The following is a 23,396-nucleotide window of genomic DNA, read 5'->3' as shown; positions in this document are numbered from 1 at the left end:
GTTCGCCTTTCAGACCTTGACGATCTTGACCGCGCACTTCTTGAAGTCGGTCTGGAACGAGATCGGATCGGTGGCGTCCAGCGTGACCTTGTTGATCAGCTGGCCGGCGTCGAACCACGGCACGAAGACCAGGCCGCGCGGCGGCTTGTCGCGCCCGCGGGTTTCCAGGCGCGTGCGCATCTTGCCGCGCCGCGACACGACCTCGACCTCGACGCCGCGCCGCAAGCCCATTTCCTGGGCGTCGTCGGGGTGCATGAAACAGACCGCGTTGGGAAAGGCCCGGTATAGCTCCGGCACCCGCCGCGTCATCGAGCCGGAATGCCAATGCTCCAGGACGCGCCCGGTGGACAGCCAGAACGGGTATTCCTTGTCTGGCGATTCGGCGGGCGGTTCATAGGGCAGGGCGTAGATCACCGCCCGGCCGTCGGCGTTGCCGTAGAACTCGAAGCCGGCGCCCGGCTTCACGTAGGGGTCGCTGCCTTCGCGGTAGCGCCACAGCGTTTCCTTGCCCTTGACCACCGGCCAGCGCAGGCCGCGCACTTCGTGATAGGTGTCGAACGGCGCCAGATCGTGCCCGTGGCCGCGGCCGAATTCGGCATATTCCTCGAACAGCCCCTTCTGCGCATAGAAGCCGAAAGCCTCGGCTTCCTGGTTGGCGTAGTCCTTGGCGCGCTCGGTGTTGGGATAGCGGTTGACCTTGCCGTTGGCGAACAGCACGTCGAACAGCGTCTTGCCGCGGTACTCGGGTTTCTTGGCCAGCAGGTCGGCGGGCCAGACGTCCTCGACCTTGAAGCGCTTGGAGAATTCCATCAGCTGCCACAGGTCCGAGCGCGCCTCGCCCGGCGCGTTGACCAGTTGATGCCAGAACTGGGTACGGCGTTCCGCGTTGCCGTAGGCGCCTTCCTTTTCGACCCACATGGCCGCCGGCAGGATCAGGTCGGCCGAAATGGTGGTGACGGTGGGGTAGGCGTCCGACACCACGATGAAGTTGTCGGGGTTGCGGTAGCCGGGCAAGCCTTCGTTCATCAGGTTGGCGGCGGCCTGCATGTTGTTGTTGACCATCACCCAGTAGGCGTTGATCTTGCCGTCCTTGAGCATGCGGTTCTGCAGGACCGCATGCGCGCCCACCTTGCTGGGGATGGTGCCGTCGGGCAGTTGCCAGATTTCCTCGGCGTGCGCGCGGTGTTTGGGATTGGTCACCACCAGGTCGGCCGGCAGACGGTGCGAGAAGGTGCCCACCTCGCGGGCGGTGCCACAGGCCGAGGGCTGTCCGGTCAGCGAGAAGGGGCTGTTGCCCGGCGTGGAGATCTTGCCGGTCAGCAGGTGGATGTTGTAGACCATGTTGTTGGCCCACACGCCGCGGGTGTGCTGGTTGAAACCCATGGTCCAGAAGGACGTGACGCGCACCTTCGGGTCGGCATAGAGTTCGGCCAGTTCCTCCAGCTGCTTCTTGGGCAGGCCGCTCAGCTTGGCGGTGTAGTCCAGGTCGTACTTGGAGACGAACTTGGCGAAATCGTCGAAAGTGATGGGCTTGGAGCCGCCGGCATCGCCTGCGTTCTTGGCGGCTTTCTGCAGCGGATGCTCGGGCCGCAAGCCATAGCCGATGTCGGCATTGCCCTCGCGGAAAGTCGTGTGCTTGTCGACGAAATCGCGGTTCACGCGCTTGGTCTGGATGATGTGGTTGGCGATGTAGTTCAGGATCGCCAGGTCCGTTTGCGGCGTGAAAGTCAGCGCGATGTCGGCCAGCTCGTACGAACGGTGCTCGAAGGTGGACAGCACGACTACTTTGGTCTTGGGCGCGGACAGCCGGCGGTCGGTCACGCGGGTCCACAGGATCGGGTGCATCTCCGCCATGTTGGAGCCCCACAGTACGAAGGCATCGGCGTTCTCGATGTCGTCGTAACAGCCCATGGGCTCGTCGGCGCCGAAGGTGCGCATGAAGCCCACCGCGGCCGAGGCCATGCAGTGGCGCGCGTTTGGGTCCAGGTTGTTGCTGCGAAAGCCCGCCTTCATCAGCTTGAGCGCGGCGTAGCCTTCCCAGACGGTCCATTGGCCGGAACCGAACATGCCCACGGCCTCGGGCCCCTTGTCCTTCAGCACCCGCTTGAACTGCTCGGCCATGACGTCGAAGGCCTGGTCCCAGGATACCGGCGCAAATTCCCCGTCCTTGGCGTACTTGCCGTCTTTCATGCGCAAGAGCGGCGTGGTCAGCCGGTCGTTGCCGTACATGATCTTGGACAGGAAATAGCCCTTGACGCAGTTCAGGCCCTTGTTGACCTCGGCGTTGAAATCGCCGTGCGTGGCCACGACCTGGTTGTCCTTCACCGCGACGTTCACGCCGCAGCCGGTCCCGCAGAACCTACAGGGCGCCTTGGACCACTTGAGCTTGGCGGCTTCGGATTCGGTGACGATGTTCTGCGTGTAGCCGACGATGGGGATGCCGGCCACGGTGGCGGCCGCGGCGGCGGCGGATTGCTTGATGAAGTCTCTACGAGCCATTGCCATCGTCAATCTCCTCGTTCATCGCGTCCAGCGTATCGGCGTGCTGGTAGACCAGCGCCGAAGCCAGCACGCCATCCAGGCGCTGGATCTCGGAGATCCGGGCCATCATGTCGTCGGTGGAGGGGGCTTCCAGGGTGACCACCAGTTTGCCGGTATCGGAAGCGCCATGGATTTCCGCCCCGGCGATCGCAAGAATCGCCTGGCGGACATCGGGCAAGCGGCGCGGCGTGGCGTGCACCACCATGCTGGCGATATGCAGCTCTGGCGGCGCCGCAGGCGGCGCGGAGTGGGGGAGCGCGGACATGGGAGGGGTTCCGTCGCGTTGCATCAGCTGCCGGGGGGGCCGGCCAGCAGCTGATAGAACCAGACGAGGAAACCGTAGCCCGCCACGATGATGACCGATAGGACGGGGGCCATGACAGCCGTCAGGAACAGGAAACTACGTAGCTCCTGAGGCTTGGTGTAGCCATCGGACTCGTTTTGCACACAGCACCTCACTACGACAGTTGGGGCATTGCGTTTAACGTGCGGATATCGGAGCTTTTAGCAGATGGCTTTGAAGGGCGTCAATGTTGCACCACGGCGTAACAATGCACGCCCGGCGTTGTATAGCGAGGCGCCAAACGGTGGGAAAAACCATGAAAACGCCGGGATCGAAAGGTCCGATGATGGCCGGGGCGCCAGCATTCGCGCCGCAAGGCGCTGAGGCCCTTGCGCTTGTTCAAACAGCAGGCCGCAGCAGCGCGGGGATGTCCCGCTTCAGTAGATCGAGCACTACCCGCACGCGTTGCGGCAGCGGCCGCAGCGGTGGAATCAGCGCATTGAGCGCAAGCGGCGGAACGTGATAATCGTCCAGCAGCTCAACCAGGCGTCCTTGCGCCAGCGCCTTGGCGCATGCGGGATGCTGCAGGATGCCTATGCCGCCTCCCGAGAGAATCAGGTCGTACATGGGGCGCCAGTGGCTGACCGTCATGGCGGTCTTGATCCGCGTCTGCACCACCGGGCCGTTCTCGCGTGTCAGAGGCACTTGATCCTTCGCATAAAAGGCCTTCAAGCGGATGAATGGATGGCAGGCCAGGTCTGCCGGTGTCGCTATCGGGCCGTGAGCCGCCAGATAAGAAGGCGTCGCGACCAGCTTGCGGGCCACCCAGCCGAGCGGAAAAGCAATATAGCCGCCGTTTTCGTTGAGACGACCCAGACGCAGCGAAATATCGACGCCTTCGATGACCGGGTCGGCAATGGAGTCGCTCAGCGTGACGTCCATGTATAGATCGGGGTGCGCCGTGCGTATGTTCATCAAGGCTTTGGGAACGACGATCTCGCCCAGGCACTGCGGCGCCGCGAGTCTCAAATTTCCTTGTATCTGACTGCCGCTTAATGTTACTGAATTTATTGTGGTCTCGGCCGTGTCCAGCAGGTGCTTGCCTTGTTCGTAGAAGGTCCGGCCTTCGGCGGTACAGCTTAGCTTGCGGGAACTGCGCACCAACAGTCGGGCACTCAGGAAACGTTCCAGCTTGTCAATGCGTTCGCTGACGGAGGGCTGGCTCATGTCCAGGTCACGCGCCGCGCCGGAGATCGTTCCGCGTTCCACCACCCTTAGATAGATGCGTATTGTTGCCAGCAAGTCCATAGGGTCGCTCCTCGTGATGAGACCTTGGGTGGCCCCTAAGACGGATGAGCGATCCATTTGTTTAGCTGGTAAGAGGGAATGGACGTCGAATCGATATCTTACAAGTGTTACTTATATCGAACATATCGGTATAGAGGGTTCAAGCCGATAAGCCCCATAGGCCCAGATGCAATGTGCGATTGCAATTGCACGGCTTAGTCTCTGGCTCAATGCATCGCCCGATGCAGTCGCTGCGGGAAACCTCCGCCGGCAAGCGAGGCCACCCGCGATGATCTCGGCCCAATTCCTTTCCCATATCCATCAGTAGATCGACAGCTTGCTTGATGCACTTGGCGACAGCCCGGCTTCGGCTTGAGCGTTTGCGAGGCAAGAGGGCGACAGTCGCCGCGGCTTGTTCCCGGGCCGGTCATGGCAGCCGGGCGCGGCCGCGGAGATGAGAAGTTCCACATTGAGTTTTTGAACTGGAGCACCCATTCATGAACAAGATACTCAGGAACGTATGGATCGAAGCGGACAAATGCGCGGTGATGCGCGGAAAGTCCATAGTGAAAACCGAGAGGCGGGATATGCGCCTTGCGCCCATGGCGGCGGCACTCGCGCTATGCGCGGGGCTGGCGGGCGTAGTGCCCGAGGTCTACGCGGGAACATATAAACCAGATTCCTGCGCTGGCGCAAAAGGGACGGGGCCGGATGGCGTAGCCTACCCCGCGTCCAAGAATCCGAGTGATGGATCTGGCGTATGGTCTAACGTCCTCGGCTGCAACGCCGACGGCGGCGGCCATATCGGGGTGCAGATATTGGGTTTCAGTGCGACGGCGACCGGTAACGCCGCGACCGCCGTTGGTTTTGCCGCGACCGCTGCAATCCGGAGCACCGCCGTGGGCATGCAGGCCGGAGCCCTGGCCGCAGGTTCGACCGCGCTTGGCCAATGGGCGCGCGCCACGGCGGCCGGCAGCGTCGCCATTGGCGGCAGTATTTCTTCCAACACCGCGGCGGCGGGGGCGCAGGCAGCTGGGCTCAATGCCGTCGCGATTGCCGGGGAGTCGCGCGCCCTGGGGGCGGATTCCGTTGCGGTGGGCACGCGCGCACAGGCCCGCCGCGACGGTGACGTGGCCATCGGTGTAGGCAGCGTGGCCGACGGCACGACGGGAAACTTCTCCGCGGTGGCCATAGGCCGAGGCAGTTCGGCTCTTGGCGAAAACGCGGTGGCGCTCGGCAATGCCAATCGGGCCAGCGGACCCGGGGCCGTCGCGCTAGGCAATAGCTCGGCGGCTACGGGAGCCAGGGCCTTGGCCATTGGCGACGACGCCAACGCGCTGGCGGCGCAGAGCCTGTCGCTGGGGGCTGACTCGGTCGCTTCCAATTCGGGCGACGTCGCCTTGGGGGCGGGATCGGCGACCGCGGCCGCCGTCGGCACGTCCGGCGTCTCCATCGCGGGAAGATCCTATTCCTTCGCCGGATCGGCGCCCGCCAGCACGGTCAGCGTGGGCAGTGCTGGCGTGGAGCGCACCATCACGAACGTCGCGGCAGGGCGGCTCGGCGCTCTCAGCACGGATGCCATCAACGGCTCGCAACTTCATGCCACGAATCAGGCGGTGAACGCGCTGGGCGACCGGGCGGTGACCTACGACGGCAATGCAGGAGATCCCAAGAACCTAATCACCTTGGGTGGACCCGCGTCCACGGATGGCGGGGTGACAGGCGGCACCAAGCTGAGCAACCTGGCGCGCGGAGCGGTGTCGGCCAGCAGCACCGATGCGGTGAATGGGTCGCAGCTCCACGACACCAATCAGGACGTGCTGCGGATGGGCGATAGGGTGACGAACTTGGGCGGCACCTTGACGAATATGGGCGGCACTTTGACCAGCCTGGGCGACACCGTGACAAACATGGGTGACACGCTCACGAACCTTGGCGGCTCACTGACGAACCTTACCGGAGACACCAGTCAGACGAATACGGACGCCAACGGCCTGGGCATCCGTTATGCGCGGACCAACGAGCGGGGACTGGCGCCCATTGATGCCTACGCGCAGGGCGTGGGCAGCACGGCGCTGGGCTACAACGCGCGTTCCACGGCCGACAACGCGCTGGCGCTGGGCCGCGATGCCCAGGCCAGCCATGCGGGCAGCGTGGCGCTGGGCGCCAACGCAGTCGCCAACGGCGCGACGCTGGGCGCGGCGGCATACCGGTCGGGCACGGCGGCGGTGGCCGGCGCATCGCCGGTGGGCGAAGTGAGCGTGGGTTCGGCGGGCGCCGAGCGGCGCATCACCAACGTGGCGGCGGGCGCGACCGACACGGACGCGGTAAACGTAAGCCAGCTCAAGTCCGTGGCTGACAACATGGGCAGCCTGGGCGACCGGGCGGTGGCCTACGACGGCAAGGCCGGCGACCCCAAGACACTGATCACCCTGGCCGGACCCGCGTCCACGGACGGTGGTGTGACCGGTGGCACCAAGCTCACCAACCTGGCGCGCGGGGCGGTGTCGGCCAGCAGCACCGATGCGGTGAACGGTTCGCAGCTCCACGAAACGAACCAGGACCTGCTGCGCATGGGCGATAGGGTGACGACGATGGGCGGCACGATGACAAGCCTGGGCGACACCGTGACGAATCTGGGCGATACGGTGACAAGCATGGGAGGCACGGTCACGACTCTGGGCGACACGCTCACGAGCCTCGGCGGCTCACTGACGAACCTGACCGGAGACACCAGCCAGACGAACACGGACGCCAATGGCCTGGGCATCCGTTATGCGCGAACCAACGAGCGGGGACTGGCGCCCCTTGATGCCTACGCGCAGGGCGTGGGCAGTACGGCGCTGGGCTACAACGCGCGTTCCACGGCCGACAATGCGCTGGCGCTGGGCCGCGATGCCCAGGCCAGCCATGCGGGCAGCGTGGCGCTGGGCGCCAACGCGGTTGCCAATGGCGCAACGCTGGCCACGGCGGCATACCGTTCGGGCGCGGCGGCGGTGGCCGGCGCATCGCCGGTGGGTGAAGTGAGCATCGGTTCGGGCGGCGCCGAGCGGCGCATCACCCATGTAGCGGCGGGCGCGACCGACACGGACGCGGTGAACGTAAGCCAGCTTAAGTCCGTGGCTGACAACGTGGGCAGCTTGGGCGACCGGGCGGTGGCCTACGACGGCAAGGCCGGCGACCCCAAGACCCTGATCACCTTGGCCGGCCCCGCGTCCACGGACGGTGGTGTGACCGGTGGCACCAAGCTCACCAACCTGGCGCGCGGGGCGGTGTCGGCCACCAGCACCGATGCGGTGAACGGTTCGCAACTCTACGACACCAATCAGGACGTGCTGCGGATGGGTGACACGGTGACGAACATGGGCGGTACTTTGACCAGCCTGGGCGACACCGTGACGAACATGGGCGACATGCTCACAAACCTTGGCGGCTCACTGACGAACCTTACCGGCGACACCAGCCAGACGAACACGGATGCCAACGGCCTGGGCATCCGCTATGCGCGGACCAACGAGCGGGGACTGGCGCCCCTTGACGCCTACGCGCAGGGCGTGGGCAGCACGGCGCTGGGCTACAACGCGCGTTCCACGGCCGACAACGCGCTGGCGCTGGGCCGCGATGCCCAGGCCAGCCATGGGGGTAGCGTGGCGCTGGGGGCCAATGCGGTCGCCAACGGCGCAACGCTGGCCACGGCGGCATACCGGTCGGGCGCGGCGGCGGTGGCCGGCGCATCGCCGGTGGGTGAAGTGAGCATCGGTTCGGGCGGCGCCGAGCGGCGCATCACCCATGTAGCGGCGGGCGCGACCGACACGGACGCGGTAAACGTAAGCCAGCTCAAGTCCGTGGTTGACGACGTGAGCAGCCTGGGCGACCGGGCGGTGGCCTATGACGGCAAGGCCGGCGACCCCAAGACACTGATCACCCTGGCCGGCCCCACATCGACGGACGGCGGCGCGACAGGCGGCACCAAGCTGAGTAACCTGGCGCGCGGGGTGGTGTCGGCCAGCAGCACCGATGCGGTGAATGGGTCGCAGCTCCACGACACCAATCAGGACGTGTTGCGGATGGGCGATACGATGACGAACTTGGGGGACACCTTGACGACCATGGGTGATAAGTTCACGAACTTGACCGGAGACGCCAACAAGATCAGCAAGGTCGACAATGGCCTGGGCATCCGCTATGCGCGGACCAACGAGTCTGGGCTGGCGGAAGACGATGCGTATGCGCAGGGCGTGGGTAGCACGGCCCTTGGCTACAACGCGCGGGCCACGGCCGACAACGCGCTGGCGCTGGGCCGCGATGCCGTGGCGAGCCAGGCGGGGAGCGTGGCGCTGGGTTCCGGCTCCGCGTCCACCCGCGCGTTGGCGCCGATCACGGGCAGTCTTGCGATAGGCAGCGGCGGCGCGCTGGTGCCTTTCAATACTGCAGATCTCACCTTGCTGGGCGAGGTGTCAGTGGGCCACGACGGTGCATATCGCCAGATCACCAACGTGGCGGACGGTACCGACCAGCACGATGCCGTGACCTTGCGCCAGCTGACCGGCGCGATCGGATCGTTGACGACCACGGGCACTCAGTACTTCCACGCCAATTCGGCGGCGCCTGATTCCCTGGCCACGGGTGTGGAGGCGATCGCCATCGGACCGCAGACGGTGGTCAACGGCGACCGCGGCCTGGGGATAGGCGAGCGGGCCGTGGTGGATCAGAGCGCGCCCGGCGGCATCGCCCTGGGACAGCAGGCGCGCTCGACGTCGGCGGACAGCATCGCGATGGGGACGCAAGCGTTGGCCGACGCGGTCCAGGGAGTGGCCCTGGGCGCGGGCAGCAAGGTCATCGCGGGCGGCGGCGTGGCGCTGGGCGCGGGGTCGATCGCCAAGGTGGTGGGCGGGGCGGCGGGGTACTTGCCGCAGGGCGCCGATGGGGCGGCCGTGAACGCCACGCGCAGCAAGCTGGCGGCGCTGTCGGTGGGCGATGTCGATGCCGGCAACTTTCGGCAAATCACCGGGGTAGCCGCGGGCACGGTGGATTCCGACGCCGTGAACGTCAGCCAGTTGAAGGCGCTGGCCTCGAACGTGAGCGGACTCGACGCAGGTGGCGTGAAGTACGACCTCAATCCGGACGGCGCCATCAACTACGGCATGGTGACCTTGAACCCCGGCGGTTCCGCGACGGTGCTGAGGAACGTGGCGCGGGGCGGTCTGTCGGCGGACAGCACGGACGCCGTCAATGGCTCGCAGCTGTTCGAGACCAATCAATACGTCAAGTCGATAGGCGATACGGTCGACAACTTCACCAAGGGCGGCGGCGGGATCAAATACTTCCATGCCAATGGCGGGGCGTCGGCGATGCTGCCGGATTCCCAGGCCAACGGCCTTGGCAGTATTGCGATGGGACCGGGCGCGACAGCCAATGGCGGCAACTCGGTGGCCTTGGGCAACGGCGCGGCGGCGGGCAAGGACGGCGATGTGGCGCTGGGTGCAGGCGCGGTGGCGGACAGGGGCGCGGAGCGCTACGCCGGCAAGTACTCGGATGCGCAAAACAGGTCGGCGGGCACGGTGTCGGTGGGTTCGTCGGGCGCGGAACGCACGCTCAGCAACCTGGCCGACGGCCGCGATGCCACGGACGCCGTGAACCTTCGGCAGCTGGATGGCGCGCTCAAGCAGGCCAACGACTACACCGACAAGCGCCTGCAGGAAGTGGCAGGCAATGTGCTCCAGGTCGGTGACCAGCTCACCGCGCTGGATGAGCGTGTGACCGGCGTCGAAGGCGATGTGACGAACATCAGCAATGGCGCCGCCGGCATGTTCCAGACCAGCCAGGAGGAAAAGGCGGCCAAGTCCCCCAAGGCCAGCGGCGCCAACTCGGCGGCGGGCGGCGCGGGCGCGGTGGCTTCGGGCAAGAACAGCACCGCGATCGGCAACGGCGCGCAGGCGTCGGGAGCGGGGGCGACGGCGCTGGGCAATGGCAGCAAGGCATCGGGCAGCAATGCCGTGGCCCTGGGCGCGGGTTCCGTCGCCGACCGCGACAACACGGTGTCGGTTGGCGCTGCGGGATCGGAGCGCCAGATCGCGAATGTGGCGCGCGGCACTGCGGGCACCGACGCAGTCAACGTGAACCAGCTGCGGGAAATCGAAAGCGGCATGAACAACCAGGTGGCGGGCTTGCGTAAGGACGTGCAAGGGCTGGACAACCGCTTGAGCGCGGGCGTCGCCTCCGCCATGGCCATGTCCGCGCTGCCTCAGGCCTATCTGCCCGGCAGGAGCATGTTCAGCATGGGCGGCGGCGCGTGGCGCGGTGAAAGCGGCTTTGCGATGGGGCTGTCCACGGTGTCCGACAACGGCAGGTGGGTGGTGAAAGGCCTGGCCAGCAGCACCTCGCGCGGCGACTACGGCGCGAGCGTGGGAGTGGGGTATCAGTGGTGAATTCATGCAGCACGAACGCAGGCTTGCGGCCAGCCGCCGCATCCTCAATGATTCATGAGAGGTATACAGCCATGACACGTCGCATCATTCTTCCTGCCTTGATCGCATCGAGCGCCATGCTGGCCGCCTGCCAGCCCATGGCGGCCCGGAAGGGCGCCACTGCCGCGCCCCGCGCAGCCCAGCCCGCGCAGGCGGCGCAAGAGACCGCCGCGCAGGCGCGAACCGCGGCGCCGGCGGTCGAGTTCCGTCTGGCGCAGGATAAGCCGGGCGCCGATCTGCGCGAGCTGCGCATGCCTGACAAGACCTACTACTTCTTGCTGGCGCCCGCGCTTACCAGGGCCGATCTGAACGCCGCCACGCCGATGAAGACCAGGGAAGGACAGCCTTTCGTGAGTCTGCGCTTCACGCCTCCCGGCGCGCAGAAGCTGGCGCGGATCGGCCGCCAGTATTCAGGCAAATGGCTGGTCTTCACCATAGACGGCAAGCTGGTGGGCGTGCCGCGCATCGCCGGCCCCATGGACGAGGGCATCCTGAACCTGACGATGAACTCGGAAGAGCAGGCGATCAGCGTGGCGCAAGCCATCCTGGGAGAGGCGCAGTAGCGCTGGCATGGCCGCGCTAGCCGACTGCTCCGTAGATGCGGCGCGCGTCGGCGGCCGTGGCCAGCGGGCGGCCTAGCGCCTGCGCGCCTTGCGCGGCTTGCAGCACCAGCGCCGAATTGCCCGGCGCGGTGCTGCCGTCGCGCAGCTTCAGGTTGTTCTCGAAACCCACGCGCATGTGGCCGCCGAACGCCGCTGCCGTGGTGACGCAGGCGTTTTCCTCGGGGCCGAACGCGCAGACCGCCCAGGGCAGGGACTGGTCGTAGGCGGCCAGGAAGGGCAACAGGTCGTAGGCTGATGACGTTTGGCCCGCGCTGTAGCGGCCCAGCACGAACAGCACCGACCAGGCTCCCGGCGGCACCAGACCGCGCGCACGCAGCGCCAGCCAGCGGCGCACGTCGCCTTCGTCGTACAGGATGATCTGCGTCATGATGCGGCGCTCGGCGATCCAGGCCAGGAATGCCGCCAGCTCGGATTCCGGGATGTCCGGCACGGCGATTTCCCGCAGCCCGATGGACACGGCCTCGGGCTGCAATTCACGCACCAGGGCGATCTGCTCGGCCGCCTTGTAGACGCCGGCGGCTTCGCTGGTCACCTGCACCAGCAGTTCGTCGCCCACGGCGCCGCGCACCGCGGCCAGGGCGTCGCGGTAGGCCTGGGCGTCCAGCAGGTGGCTGCCGTCGGGCTTGCGCACGTGCATGTGCATCATGGCGGCGCCGGCGTCCAGGCAGGCGCGCGCTTCGCGCGCCAGGGCCTCGGCGGTGATCGGCACGGCCGGATGGTCGGCGGCCTTTTTGTAGGCGCCATTGGGCGCCACGGTGATGATGACGGGCGAGTCGGCCAGGGCGGCGTGGGGCAGGGGCGCGTTGCTCACGGTTTGATCTCCGGCAGTTCGGGCGCAATCAAGTCCAGCCCCGCTCGCAGCAGGCGGTCGTAGCGCGCGCGCTCGGCGGCGATGGTCTCGGGCGTCCAGGCATAAAAGCCTACGCCCGTCTTCATGCCGTGGCGGCCGTCCTGGGCGCGCTCGGTCAGGCAGCGCGCCGGCTCGCTGGCGTTGCAGAACGTGGGGTACATGGTGGCGCCGGCAGCGGCATGCACGTCGATGCCGGCATGGTCGCGCTGCATCACGGGGCCGGCCGCCAGGAAGCGGAAGCCGAAGCCGAAGCGCACTGCGGCGTCCACGTCTTCCGGCGAGGCGATGCCGCGGTCGATCAGGTCGAAGGCCTCGCGCGACAGCGCGTGCTGCAGGCGGTTGGCCAGAAAGCCCGGCAGGTCCTGAAGCACCTTCACTGGCACGCTGCCGCAACGCCGCATGAATTCGATCAGCGTGTCGGCGCAGGCGTTGTCGCTGGCTGCGCCCAGCACCACCTCCACCAGCGGCACCAGATGCGCGGGCATGAAGAAGTGCAGGCCCAGCATGCGGCCGCGCGTATCCAGGCCCTGGCTGATGGCGCTGATCGGGAAGCTGGAACTGTTGCTGGCCAGGATGGCGTCGGGCCGGGCGCGCCGCGCCAGGTCCGCGAACAGCGCCTGCTTGATGTCCAGGCGTTCGGGGATGCACTCGATGACCAGGTCGACGCTGGACCAGTCGACGCCATCCAGGCTGGGGGCCGTGGACAGCAGGGCGGCGTTCGCCTCCCGGTCTATGGTCTTGAGGTTTTCCGCGACCCGGGCGGGCAGGCCCGCCGCGCGTTCGGCGTTCGATTCGATCACCGTCGTCCGGCAGGCCGCGCGGGTCAATACCACGGCCACGTCGGCTCCCATGGTGCCGCCGCCCACCACCACCGCATGCGCCGCGCCCGGATTGGGCAGCGCTATCGCGTCCGTCTGCATGGTTTGCTCCTTCGTCTGAAACTACGCTGGAGGCGAGTGTAGAGAACCCGCTTTGATTGATGAATCAGATTTTTTGGATAGAATGATCGGATATATAGATCAATAGAGAGGCCGCTTCCGGCATGCAGATCAATCTTTCGATGCGCGATATCGATACCACGCTGGTGCTGGGCCGCACGCTCAACTTCCGCCAGGCGGCCGCGCAGCTGCACCTGTCGCAATCGGCCCTGTCCACGCAGATCCAGCGCATCGAAGACGCGCTGGGCGTGCGCCTGTTCGACCGCACCACGCGCACCGTGCGCCTCACGGCCGCCGGCGAGGTCTTCATGCAGCAGGCTGCCGCCTTGCAAGTGGCTTTTCGCGACGCCATCGCCGCCGTCAGCGGCATCGTCAACGCGGAGCAGGGCCAGGTATCGGTGGCGGCCTTGCCCTCGATTGCCGCCCGCCTGCTGCCGCGCGTGCTCATGGCCTATCGCCAGGCCCATCCGCTGGTCGCCCTGAAGGTGCGCGATACCTTGTCGGGGCCGGCCTTCGACCTGGTGCGCGCGGGCGAGGTCGACTTCGCCCTGACCGCCGCCGACCCGCAGCATGCCGACCTGCACTATGTGCCGCTGATGTCCGACAGCTTCCTGCTGCTGATCCCGCAAGCCCATCCGCTGGCGCGCGCCCGGGGGCCGCTGCGCTGGGCCGACACGGCGGATGCGGCGCACGTGTCCATGGTGCAGCCCAGCAGCGTGCGGCAGTACACGGAATGGGCCTTCCTGCAGAACCGGATCCGCTTCACGCCCGTGTTTGAAGCGGTGCACCTGACCACCATCGTCGCCATGGTCGAATGCGGATTCGGCGTGGCCGCGCTGCCCGAGATCGCCGCCGGCGCGGTGGCGCAAAACGGCATTGTGCAGCGGCCGCTGATCGGCCCCGTGGCCGAGCGCTCGATCGGGCTGGTGACCGCGCGCAACCGCAGCCTGTCGCCGGCCGCGGCGGCGCTGGTGCAGACTTTGAAGGAGTATTTGGCGGAGCAGGCGCGCTAGCTTGCGCGGTCCTTCGCCCGGTTTCGAGCGCGGCGGTTTTGATTTCACGCAACTACCCGCAGCGCGCCGCTCGACATGGGGTGGCCGGTGGTATTATCCTCAGTGCACTAACTAAATTGGAGCTGCCTCAACGTGCCGGATGTACAGAAAAAGACGACGTCCCAGAAGCGCGTCGCAACTCATAAGACAGACAGCATGATTTTCGATCCGGCCAAGCAGGTGCTTTGGTCGCGTCCCGGATATCTGGTGCGGCGCCTGAACCAGATCCACTACGCCATGTTCTACGAGGAGTGCAAGACGCAGAACGTGACGCCGGTGCAGTATGGCGTGCTGACCGCGCTGTCGCTCAGCCCCTGGCTGGACCAGACCGCCATCGGCATGGAACTGGGACTGGACCGCACCACCACCGCGGACGTGGTCAAGCGGCTGCAGGAACGCGGCCTGGTGGAACGGCGCGTCAATCCCAACGACAAGCGTTCGCGCCAGGCCGTGATCACCCAGGAAGGCTTGCGCATCATGGGCATTCTGCAGGAAGGCATGGCCCGCGCCCAGCAGCGCCTGCTGGAGCCGTTGTCCACGCGCAATCAGGAAATCTTCATGAAGCTGCTTTCCACCCTGGTGGAAGCCAATAACCAGTACAGCCGCACCACGCTCAAGCCTATGTAAGGCTGGGGCCGGCGGCCAGTCTCAGCCTTGCAGCGCGCTGGCTTGCGGCGCGCTGCGGGCGGCTTCGACGTCCCCCAGCGTGTTGCGGACCCAGATCAGTTCGGCGGCGATCGCGACCGCGATTTCGGCTGGCGTCTTGCTGGCGATGCGCAGGCCCACCGGGCCGTGCAGGCGCGCGATCTGGCTCTCGTCCAGGTCGAACAGCCGCAGCCGTTCGCGGCGTTTTTGCTGGTTGGCGCGCGAACCCAGCGCGCCCACGTAGAAGGCCCGCGATTTCAGCGCTTCCAGCAAGGCCATGTCGTCGAGCTTGGGATCGTGGGTGACCGCCACGATGGCGGTGCGTTCGTCGGTGCCGATCTCCAGCACCGCGTCGTCAGGCATGCTGGTAATCAGCGTGGTCCGGGACAAACTCCAGTCGCCGTGGAACTCCTCGCGCGGGTCGCAGACCGTGACGTGGAAATCCAGCGTGGCGGCGATGTTGGCCAGCACCTGCGCGGTCTGGTTGGCGCCGACGATGAGCAGCCGCCAGCGCGGCCCGTACACGCTGCGGAAGATGCGGCCGTCGAAGTCCGGGCCGTCGGCCGGACCGGCTGGGGACACCGAGCTGCGGCCGTCCTGCAGGTCCACCGTGCGCTGGATCAGGCGATGGCCGCGGATGGCTTCCAGAACCAGGTCCAGCCATTGCGTGTCGCGCAGCGGTTCGCTGATCAGGCGCAAGGTGCCGCCGCAAGGCAGGCCGAAGCGCGCGGCTTCGTCGCGGGTGACGCCATAGGTCAGGCGCGCGGGCGCATCCTCGAGCGCGCCTTCGCGGGCACGGCATATCAGGTCGTCCTCGATGCAGCCGCCGGAAACCGAACCGACCATACGGCCATCCTCGCGCAGGGCCAGCATGGCGCCGGCCTGGCGCGGGGCCGAGCCCCAGGTCTGCACCACGGTCACCAGGTGCACGCGGCTGCCCGCGGCCACCCAGTCCCGCGCATGTTGCAATACGTCCAGATCCAGAGCGTTCATCGGCTTCTCACAGTGAAAGGCCGCGACGCTGCCACGGCCTATATTCACTATACTGATCATCATGTCGAATGTCTCTAGTGTCTATCCCTACCCGGGCCCCGCGCGTGTCGGCATTCTGCTGGCGGCGGGGCAGGGCTCGCGCTACGCCGCGCAGCGGCCGGGCGCCGACAAGCTGCTGGCGCCCTTGCCGCAGGGCGTGTGCGTGGCGGCGGCCAGCGCCCGGATGCTGCGCGCGGCGGTGGACATGGTCGTCGCCGTGGTGCGTCCCGGCAGCGCCGCCCTGGCCGGATTGCTGCGGACGGAAGATTGCCGGGTGCTGGAGACGGACCGGGCGGACGAGGGCATGGGCGCCAGCCTGGCCGCCGCGGCGCAGTATCTGCTGGGCTTGCCCGCCACGCCGGAAGCCGTGCTGGTGGCGTTGGCCGACATGCCCTGGATCCGCCGCGCCAGCCTGGACGGCGTGCTGGACGCGCTGCTTCACGCACCGATGGCCGCGCCCTCGTACCAGGGGCAGCGCGGCCACCCCGTGGGATTTCGCGCCGAACTGTTGCCGCAACTTGCGGTCTTGAGCGGGGACGAAGGCGCGCGGCGGCTGCTCAGGCAGCCCGGCCTGCATCTGGTCCCGACGGATGATCCTGGCGTGTTGCGCGATGTCGACACGCCCGCCGACCTGGGCGACGCCGGCTGAACGCCACCCGCTGGCAAGGCCGCCGCGGCGGCCTTTTTCTTGCGCTCCGGGATTTCCCTAATTTGTCAGTACGCTGACTATAAAGTCAGTATACTGACGTAAATTCGGAGGCCTCCGCAGGGCTGTTCCCAATGGGAAAGCGGCTGCGCGCGATTCCGATAGTTCCGATGTAATAGTCAGTGTACTGATAAACAATGCTGACGCGCCGTGGCAGGACAGGGTCCGGGCCATCAAACTGGGAGTAGGGGAATGAGCAAAGTACGCAAGATCGCGTTTGAGGAGCACTACACCGCGGTCGGATTCAAGGACTATTCGAAGAGCTTCGCGCAGCACATCGATCCCGCCGTGCTGGCCGACCTGGCCGCGCGCCTGGTGGATTTCGACGAAGTCCGTCTGGGCGAAATGGACCGCGGCGGCATCGACTACGTCATCCTGTCGCAGACCGGACCGGGCGTGCAGGCCGAAGCCGACGCCGCGGTGGCGCTGCGCCGCGCCAAGGAGAACAACGATTTCCTGGTCGAGCAGGTGGCGCGCCACCCGACGCGCTACGGCGCCTTCGCCACCGTGCCCATGCATGATCCGCTGGTTGCCGCCGCCGAACTGGAGCGCTGCGTCAAGCAACTGGGCTTCAAGGGCGCCCTGATCAACGGCCACACCAATGGCGTGTACTACGACGGCCGCGCCTACGACCCGTTTTGGGAAAAGGTGCAGGAACTGGACGTGCCGGTCTACCTGCACCCGTCGGACCCCTACGTCATTCCGCAGGCCTATTCGGGCCACCCGGAACTGGTGGGCGCGTGCTGGGGCTGGGGCGTCGAAACGGCCACCCATGCGCTGCGCCTGCTGTTCGGCGGCGTGTTCGACCGCTACCCCGGCGTCAAGCTGATCCTCGGGCACATGGGCGAGGGCCTGCCGTTCCTGCGCTGGCGTTTCGACAGCCGCTTCGCGGTCTATTCGCACGGCATCAAGCTGGCGCGCGCGCCTTCCGAATACCTGGGCAGCAACATCCTCATCACCACTTCGGGCGTCTGTTCGCCTCCCACGCTGATGGCGGCCATCGCCGAAATGGGCCGCGAGGCGGTGATGTTCTCGGTGGACTATCCCTACGAATCGACCGCGCTGGCCGTGGAATTCATCGAGCAGACGCCGATGGACGACGCGACCCGCGAACTGATCTGCAGCGGCAACGCGCGGCGCCTGTTCAAACTCTGAGCCCGGTCTGGGAGACTGACATGAGCAACTTCCTGTACGGCGGCAACGTCCATGCCAATGGCATCCGCCAGCATTACCTGCGCTATGGCGGCGAACGCGGCGCGGGGCGCGATCCGGTCATCATCGTGCCGGGCATCACCAGCCCCGCAGTCACCTGGGGTTTCGTCGGCGAGCGCTTCGGCGCCGCTTTCGATACCTACGTGCTGGACGTGCGCGGCCGCGGCCTGTCCGAAGCCGGCGCGGCGCTGGACTACAGTCTGGACGCGCAGGCCGCCGACGTGCTGGCCTTCGCGGAAGCGCTGGGCCTGGCGCGCTACAGCGTGGTCGGCCATTCGATGGGCGGGCGCATCGGCGTGCGCGCCGGGCGCGGCAAGCCTGCCGGTTTGAGCCGCCTGGTCCTGGTCGATCCGCCGGTGTCGGGCCCCGGCCGCCGGCCGTATCCCGCCAAGCTGCCCTGGTACGTCGACTCCATGGCGCAGGCGCGGCATGGCATGGACGCCGAGGCCATGCGCGCGTTCTGCCCGACCTGGACCGAGGAGCAGCGCCAGCTGCGCGCCGAATGGCTGCACACCTGCGACGAGCGCGCCATCATCCAGAGCTTCGAAGCCTTTCAGAGCGACGATATCCACGCCGACCTGCCGCTCCTGGACGTGCCGGTCCTGCTGATCACGGCGGAACGGGGCGATGTGGTGCAGGACGCCGACGTGAGCGAGATCCAGCGGTTGGCGCCCGGCGCGCAGCATCACCGCGTGCCTGCCGCCGGCCACATGATTCCGTGGGACAACGAGGAAGGCTTCTATGCGGCCTTCGGCGACTTCCTGGGCGCGCCGCTGGCGCGCCCGTAACTTTCGGCACCAGCTGGCAAGGAGGGCATCATGCCCATAAGCGACTATGAAATGGTGAAGGCCTGGCAGCAGGTGCTGACCCTGTCCAAGCTGCAAGCGGGGCAGACCGTCACGGTGCTGACCAGCGCGGCGACCCATCCGCAAACCCTGTCCACGGCGCTGATCGCGACGCAAGCCATGGGCGCCATCGTGAATCGTCTGGACCTGCCGCCCATCAACGGCGAGCGGGCGCTGAGCCGGGACTCGCTGGCCTATCTGGGCACCACGCCGCTGACCGGCAACAAGGCCGCGATCGCGGCCTTGAAGGAAAGCGATCTGGTGCTGGACCTGATGACGCTGCTGTTCTCGCCGGAACAGCACGAGATCCTGGCCGCGGGCACCAAGATCCTGCTGGCGGTGGAGCCGCCGGAAGTGCTGGCGCGGCTGGTGCCGACCGAAGCCGACCGCGCGCGGGTCAAGGCGGCTGCAGAACGCATCGGCGCGGCGCGCGAGATGAGCGTGGTGTCCGACGCGGGCACGGACCTGCGCTGCCCGTTGGGCGAGTTCCCGGCCATCAGCGAGTACGGCTTCGTCGACGAGCCGGGGCGCTGGGATCATTGGCCCAGTGGCTTCGTGCTGACCTGGCCGAACGAGGGCGGCGCCAACGGCAAGATCGTGATCGACGTGGGCGACATCCTGCTGCCGCAGAAGCTCTACGTGCGTTCGGCGATCGAACTGACGGTCGAAAACGGCTACGCCACGCGCATCGACGGCGGCGTGGACGCGGAATTGCTGCGCGAGTACGTGGCCTCGTTCAAGGATCCCGAAGCCTACGCGATTTCGCACATAGGCTGGGGCCTGCAGCCGCGCGCGCATTGGACCACGCTGGGCCTGTACGACCGCGAAGCCACCATAGGCATGGACGCGCGGGCCTACGAGGGAAATTTCCTGTTCTCGCTGGGTCCCAACAACGAGGCCGGCGGCAATCGCACCACGACCTGCCACATCGACATTCCGCTGCGCGCCTGCACCGTGCGGCTGGACGGAGAGGACGTGGTGCGCCAGGGCAAAGTACTGGACGGCGCGGGCCGCGAGGCCTAGGCGCACAATCATCGCTCAAGGAGTTCCAAGCATGAATGACGATATCTCGGCCTACGCGCGCCAGGGCTTCGGCGCTGCGATGGCGCCCAAGGCGCCCTACGGCCTGTTGATCGTGGACCTGGTCAACGGCTTCGCCGATCCGGCGGTATTCGGAGGCGGCAACATTCCCCAGGCCATCGAGCAGACGGTGGGTCTGCTGGCGCATGCGCGCAAGCAGGGCTGGTCGGTGGCGCATAGCCGCATCGTGTTCGCCGACGACGACGCGGACCACAACATCTTCACCTTGAAGGTGCCGGGGATGCTGACCCTGAAGGAAGCGGACCACAACAGCGCCATCGTGCCGCAGCTTGCGCCCGCGGCTGGCGAGCTGGTGGTGCGCAAGACGGTGCCCTCCGCGTTCTTCGGCACCAGCCTGGCGGCCTGGCTGTCGCAGCGCGGGGTGCAGACGCTGTTGGTGGCGGGCGCGGTCACCAGCGGCTGCGTGCGGGCCAGCGTGGTGGACGCCATGCAGTACGGCTTCCGTCCGCTGGTGGTGTCGGATTGCGTGGGCGACCGCGCCATCGGCCCGCATGACGCCAATCTGTTCGACATGCAGCAGAAGTACGCCACCGTGCTGACGCGGGACGAAGCCGTGCGCGCCACGCAGGCCTGAACCGGCGCGGCATGCCGGTACAAAAAAAGGGTTGCGCCTTGCGGTGCAACCCTTTTTCCTTGGCGGCTTCCGTAGTTACACGGGATAGACCAGGTCGTTGGCCAGGATGGTGGTGTCATACACCACCTGCCGTTCCTTCAGCTTGAGCACGCCGTCCTGCCGCGTGTGGCGGTCGTAGTAGGTGCCGGCCAGGTGCAGCGTGGTGGGGCCTTCCACCAGCGTCTGCATCAGCATGAACGCGGCCTGGGACTCGATCTCGCCGTCGGCGGATTCGCTGATGACGCGCGTATTGCTGACCAGGTGCAGCATGTAGCGCGGGGCGAACATCTGGGTGCGCGAGATGGCCACGGCGCGGTCGTGCATCATGGCGCGGCCCTCGGAGTACACCAGGCCGACGGGCAGGCCCAGTTCGGCGTTCTCGCGCGCGGTGACGCGGTACAGGCCGTCCTCGGTGAAGAAGTCCGGCCAGGCTTCGACCTGGCCCGCGTCCAGGGCGGCGCAATAGTCGGCGTGGAATTCCTCGATCTCCAGGCGCAGCGCGATGGCGCGCGTGGGATCGATCTTGCGGGGGGAAAATTCGAATCGGGTTCTCATGTGTCTCGGTTCCTGCCTCAGAAGCCCATCACGCCGCGGTAATAGCTGTACATGGAGCGGATCGCGGCTTCCGAGATCAGCGTGTTGGAGGTGCCTTGCTTGCCGGATTCCAGCTTCAGCACGTTGACGTCGGTGCTGGCGCGGCGCACGCCTTCCTGCACGAACTTCATGGCTTCGTTGTCTTCCAGGCCGAGAAAGCCCGCCGGACCCATCAGGTTGCCCTGGCGCAGGCGGTGGCGCTCCATTTCGGGCGTGTCGTCCTCGTAGCCGAACATGGTCCATTGCATGATCATGCTGTCGGGCCCGTTGGGCACGATCTGGCGCACGCCCAGCGTGTTCATTTCGCGCTGCACGATCAGGTTGGGCCACACCGTCTGCATGGTGACCGACCAGGGCGAATCGAACTCCTTGATGAACTCCAGGAAACGGTCGTCCTGCAGGTGCAAGCCGTCATGGAAGGAGCGCATCTCCTTCTTGTTCTCTTCGCTGACGCTGGCGTACTTGTCCTCGCTCTTGGCCGAGGCCATGGTGCCATGGCGGCCGTGCACCGGGTCGACCAGCATGGCGGATTTGTTGCCCGCCACCAGCAGGCCGAACACCACCAGGAAGGAGTGCAGCAGGGTCGCGTGGTACGGATCCTTCAGGTTCTCGTGGTACATCTTCCAGTTGCACGGCAGCTCGTTGCGGTAGTAGCCGTGGATCTTGAGCTTCTTGCCCGGGAAGACGGTGTCGAAATCGGCCAGGATCTCGGGCGTCAGGTACTCGTCGATCGGTTCGACCTCATCGCTGTAGGAGGCGAAGATGACGCCATTGCGCGTGGTGACGCGCAGCTTGCGCAGGCCGTGGTCTTCGTTCTTGAAATCCTTGGGCATGCCGCCCTCGCGGTTCACGCCGCGCTTGAAGGGGATGCCCTGCAGATTGCCTTTCAGGTCGTAGGACCACTGGTGATAGGGGCAGACGAATTCCTTGGCGTTGCCCTGGCTGTGGCGGCAGAACTCGGCGCCGCGGTGGGCGCAGCGGTTTTCGAAGACATTGACCGAGCCGTCCTCGGCGCGCGACACCACCACCGGGGTGGGGCCGACGTAGGAGCGCTTGTAGTCGCCCGGATTCGGCAGTTCGGCTTCCAGGGCCACGTAGTTCCAGGTCTTGCCGTGGAAGATCTTCTCCACTTCCTGGTCGTAGACGGCGCGGCTGGTATAGACCCAGTCCGGGATGTAGTGCAGCGCGTCTTCCGGCCAGACACAGTCGGCCAGGGCGGCATCCTTGGACGCCATCGTAAGGCCGATGACGGTTTGCGATTGATACATGAAAAGCTCCTGTCTATGCGGGGGCGGTAATGGTGGAATTCAGGACGCGGCGGCGTTCTGCTGGCAGGCTTTCACCAGCGGCTTGAGGGCCACCGCCTCGTCGGCGTAGCGCGCGGGGTCGATGGCGATGCCTTGTTCGAACAACACGCGCAGCTGGCGCAGGTCGCCGCCGGCGTTGATGGCGATGGCATGCACCGGCACGCCATCGCGATGGCCGAGCCAGATGAATTTCGGCGCGTCGGCCTGCGCTTGCGGCACGCCGCGGCAGGCGTAGACCAGGTCAGGCTGGGGCAGGCCCAGCATCTGCACGTTGCAGCCGTATTGGTCCGTCCAGAACCAGGGATAGGGTTCGGCGGGAGCCGGCTTGCCCAGCATGCCGGCCGCGGCGGCGCGCGCCTGTTCATTGGCGTTCTGCCAGGATTCCAGCCGCAGCGCCATGTTCAGGTGGCGCCGGTGCTGGCTGGCGCAATCGCCGGCCGCATATATATAGGGATCGCTGCCGCGGCAGGCGGCGTCCACCGCGATGCCGCCGTTGGCGGGGTCCAACGCCAGGCCAGCCTGCGCGGCCAGCGATACTTCGGGCACCAGGCCGATGGCCACCACTACGACGTCGGCCTCCACCGTGGAGGCGTCCTGCAGCGCTATCGTGAAGCGCGCCTGATGCCGGACCGCGGCGTCCGCATGGGGCTGCCAGTCGCTGCGGGCGATGCGCGCGCCCAGGTGCAGATCGACGCCCGCGTGGCGGGCGCGTTCGGCCAGCCAATCCGACAGGGCAGGGGGCAGCACGCGTTCCAGCAGGCGCGGCGTGCTTTCCAGCACGGTGACTTCGGCGCCCAGCGCGCGCGCGGTGGAGGCCACTTCCAGACCCAGGAAACCGCCGCCGATGACGGCGACGCGCGCCTGCGGCGTGAGGCCGGCGCGTAGCGCGGCGGCGTCGTCCAGCGTTCTGATGTAGTGCACGCCCGGCGTGCCGCGCGGCAGGCTGGGCAATTCGCGCGCACGCCCGCCGGTGGCGAGCAGGCAACGGCTGTACGGGAATTCACGGCCATCGGCCAACTGGACCATACGGCGGGCGGCGTCGATCCGCACAGCCTCGGTGCCGGTCAGCAGCGTGACGCGCTGCCGTTCGTAGAAGTCTTCGGGGTGCACTGCCGTCTGGCCGTGCGCGCCGGCCGTCTGCAACACGTCCTTGGACAGGGGCGGGCGTTCGTAGGGCGCATGCGCTTCCTGGCCGATCAGCGTGATGGGGCCGTCGTGCCCCAGGTCGCGCAAGGTGGCCGCGGCCACCGCGCCGGTCTGGCCGGCGCCGATGATGAGGATCGGGTCTGCGTCAGCCATG

General features: G+C 66.9%; 19 protein-coding genes and 2 pseudogenes. 11 read left to right on the top strand and 10 right to left on the bottom strand.

The window, feature by feature from the left end:
* Positions 1–9: 9 nt before the first annotated feature.
* From napA to FOC84_RS00625, 4 genes are all read right to left on the bottom strand, one after another.
* Positions 10–2,505: a periplasmic nitrate reductase subunit alpha gene (gene napA, locus FOC84_RS00640; RefSeq protein WP_173142723.1), complete on the bottom strand. Its 2,496-nt coding sequence runs from the start codon at positions 2,503–2,505 to the stop codon at positions 10–12.
* A complete protein-coding gene (locus FOC84_RS00635) occupies positions 2,489–2,806 on the bottom strand; it encodes a chaperone NapD (RefSeq protein WP_173142722.1) in 318 nt (105 codons plus the stop codon). The genes napA and FOC84_RS00635 overlap by 17 nt, the downstream gene beginning before the upstream one ends.
* A 23-nt stretch (positions 2,807–2,829) precedes the next feature.
* The gene (gene napE / locus FOC84_RS00630; RefSeq protein ID WP_088139874.1) at positions 2,830–2,988 is read right to left on the bottom strand and encodes a periplasmic nitrate reductase, NapE protein; all 159 of its coding nucleotides are present in this window, start codon (positions 2,986–2,988) and stop codon (positions 2,830–2,832) included.
* A 235-nt stretch (positions 2,989–3,223) separates the two neighbouring features.
* Entirely contained in the window at positions 3,224–4,132 is a 909-nt protein-coding gene (locus FOC84_RS00625; RefSeq protein WP_173142721.1) for a LysR family transcriptional regulator, read from the bottom strand.
* A 476-nt stretch (positions 4,133–4,608) separates the two neighbouring features.
* On the opposite strand from FOC84_RS00625, the pseudogene FOC84_RS33580 reads away from it, so the two are divergent.
* The 4 genes and pseudogenes from FOC84_RS33580 to FOC84_RS00615 form a co-directional block, all read left to right on the top strand.
* Positions 4,609–5,325 (top strand): annotated as a pseudogene (locus tag FOC84_RS33580) (hypothetical protein); the annotation flags it as partial.
* A gap of 51 nt (positions 5,326–5,376) precedes the next feature.
* Positions 5,377–10,240 (top strand): annotated as a pseudogene (locus FOC84_RS00620) (beta strand repeat-containing protein); the annotation flags it as partial.
* Between the two features lie 17 nt (positions 10,241–10,257).
* A complete protein-coding gene (locus tag FOC84_RS33575; protein WP_438800903.1) occupies positions 10,258–10,539 on the top strand; it encodes a YadA family autotransporter adhesin in 282 nt (93 codons plus the stop codon).
* Positions 10,540–10,610: 71 nt separating this feature from the next.
* Positions 10,611–11,141, top strand: a complete 531-nt coding sequence (locus FOC84_RS00615; protein ID WP_173142719.1) for a SecDF P1 head subdomain-containing protein — start codon at positions 10,611–10,613, stop codon at positions 11,139–11,141.
* 16 nt (positions 11,142–11,157) lie between these two features.
* On the opposite strand, the gene FOC84_RS00610 is transcribed toward FOC84_RS00615, so the two are convergent.
* Both FOC84_RS00610 and FOC84_RS00605 read right to left on the bottom strand, forming a co-directional pair.
* Complete coding sequence (locus FOC84_RS00610; protein ID WP_173142718.1) at positions 11,158–12,012, bottom strand: 3-keto-5-aminohexanoate cleavage protein; 855 nt, start codon at positions 12,010–12,012, stop codon at positions 11,158–11,160.
* Positions 12,009–12,971, bottom strand: a complete 963-nt coding sequence (locus tag FOC84_RS00605; protein ID WP_173142717.1) for a 3-hydroxyacyl-CoA dehydrogenase family protein — start codon at positions 12,969–12,971, stop codon at positions 12,009–12,011. The genes FOC84_RS00610 and FOC84_RS00605 overlap by 4 nt, the downstream gene beginning before the upstream one ends.
* 122 nt (positions 12,972–13,093) lie before the next feature.
* Here FOC84_RS00605 and FOC84_RS00600 point away from each other — a divergent pair, with 122 nt between their 5' ends.
* Both FOC84_RS00600 and FOC84_RS00595 read left to right on the top strand, forming a co-directional pair.
* A complete protein-coding gene (locus tag FOC84_RS00600; RefSeq protein ID WP_173142716.1) occupies positions 13,094–14,002 on the top strand; it encodes a LysR family transcriptional regulator in 909 nt (302 codons plus the stop codon).
* Between the two features lie 198 nt (positions 14,003–14,200).
* On the top strand, positions 14,201–14,668 hold the full coding sequence (locus FOC84_RS00595; protein WP_371818898.1) for a MarR family winged helix-turn-helix transcriptional regulator: 468 nt from the start codon (positions 14,201–14,203) through the stop codon (positions 14,666–14,668).
* 21 nt (positions 14,669–14,689) lie between these two features.
* On the opposite strand, the gene FOC84_RS00590 is transcribed toward FOC84_RS00595, so the two are convergent.
* Positions 14,690–15,679, bottom strand: coding sequence for an XdhC family protein (locus FOC84_RS00590; RefSeq protein ID WP_173142715.1), 990 nt, complete (start codon positions 15,677–15,679; stop codon positions 14,690–14,692).
* Positions 15,680–15,740: 61 nt separating this feature from the next.
* On the opposite strand from FOC84_RS00590, the gene FOC84_RS00585 reads away from it, so the two are divergent.
* The 5 genes from FOC84_RS00585 (at position 15,741) to FOC84_RS00565 (ending at position 20,156) form a co-directional block, all read left to right on the top strand.
* On the top strand, positions 15,741–16,367 hold the full coding sequence (locus tag FOC84_RS00585) for a nucleotidyltransferase family protein (protein ID WP_173142714.1): 627 nt from the start codon (positions 15,741–15,743) through the stop codon (positions 16,365–16,367).
* Between the two features lie 249 nt (positions 16,368–16,616).
* Positions 16,617–17,579: an amidohydrolase family protein gene (locus FOC84_RS00580; protein WP_088139884.1), complete on the top strand. Its 963-nt coding sequence runs from the start codon at positions 16,617–16,619 to the stop codon at positions 17,577–17,579.
* 20 nt (positions 17,580–17,599) lie between these two features.
* Entirely contained in the window at positions 17,600–18,424 is an 825-nt protein-coding gene (locus FOC84_RS00575) for an alpha/beta fold hydrolase (RefSeq protein ID WP_173142713.1), read from the top strand.
* Positions 18,425–18,454: 30 nt separating this feature from the next.
* Complete coding sequence (locus FOC84_RS00570; RefSeq protein WP_173142712.1) at positions 18,455–19,504, top strand: 2,5-dihydroxypyridine 5,6-dioxygenase; 1,050 nt, start codon at positions 18,455–18,457, stop codon at positions 19,502–19,504.
* A 31-nt stretch (positions 19,505–19,535) separates the two neighbouring features.
* Positions 19,536–20,156, top strand: a complete 621-nt coding sequence (locus FOC84_RS00565; RefSeq protein ID WP_173142711.1) for an N-carbamoylsarcosine amidohydrolase — start codon at positions 19,536–19,538, stop codon at positions 20,154–20,156.
* A gap of 75 nt (positions 20,157–20,231) precedes the next feature.
* On the opposite strand, the gene FOC84_RS00560 is transcribed toward FOC84_RS00565, so the two are convergent.
* From FOC84_RS00560 to FOC84_RS00550, 3 genes are read right to left on the bottom strand one after another with little or no spacing between them, the layout of a single operon-like run.
* The gene (locus tag FOC84_RS00560; protein ID WP_173142710.1) at positions 20,232–20,750 is read right to left on the bottom strand and encodes an aromatic-ring-hydroxylating dioxygenase subunit beta; all 519 of its coding nucleotides are present in this window, start codon (positions 20,748–20,750) and stop codon (positions 20,232–20,234) included.
* A 17-nt stretch (positions 20,751–20,767) separates the two neighbouring features.
* Positions 20,768–22,057 carry an aromatic ring-hydroxylating dioxygenase subunit alpha gene (locus FOC84_RS00555; protein ID WP_173142709.1) on the bottom strand — a complete coding sequence of 430 codons (1,290 nt, stop codon included), beginning with the start codon at positions 22,055–22,057 and terminating at the stop codon, positions 20,768–20,770.
* Positions 22,058–22,096: 39 nt separating this feature from the next.
* A complete protein-coding gene (locus FOC84_RS00550; RefSeq protein ID WP_173142708.1) occupies positions 22,097–23,395 on the bottom strand; it encodes an NAD(P)/FAD-dependent oxidoreductase in 1,299 nt (432 codons plus the stop codon).
* Between the last annotated feature and the right edge of the window lies 1 nt (position 23,396).

Origin of the sequence: Achromobacter pestifer, from assembly GCF_013267355.1 — a bacterium.
GTDB lineage: Bacteria > Pseudomonadota > Gammaproteobacteria > Burkholderiales > Burkholderiaceae_B > Achromobacter > Achromobacter pestifer_A.
Note: the sequence above shows the minus strand (reverse complement) of the source record. Positions and strands in the feature narration are given on the sequence as shown.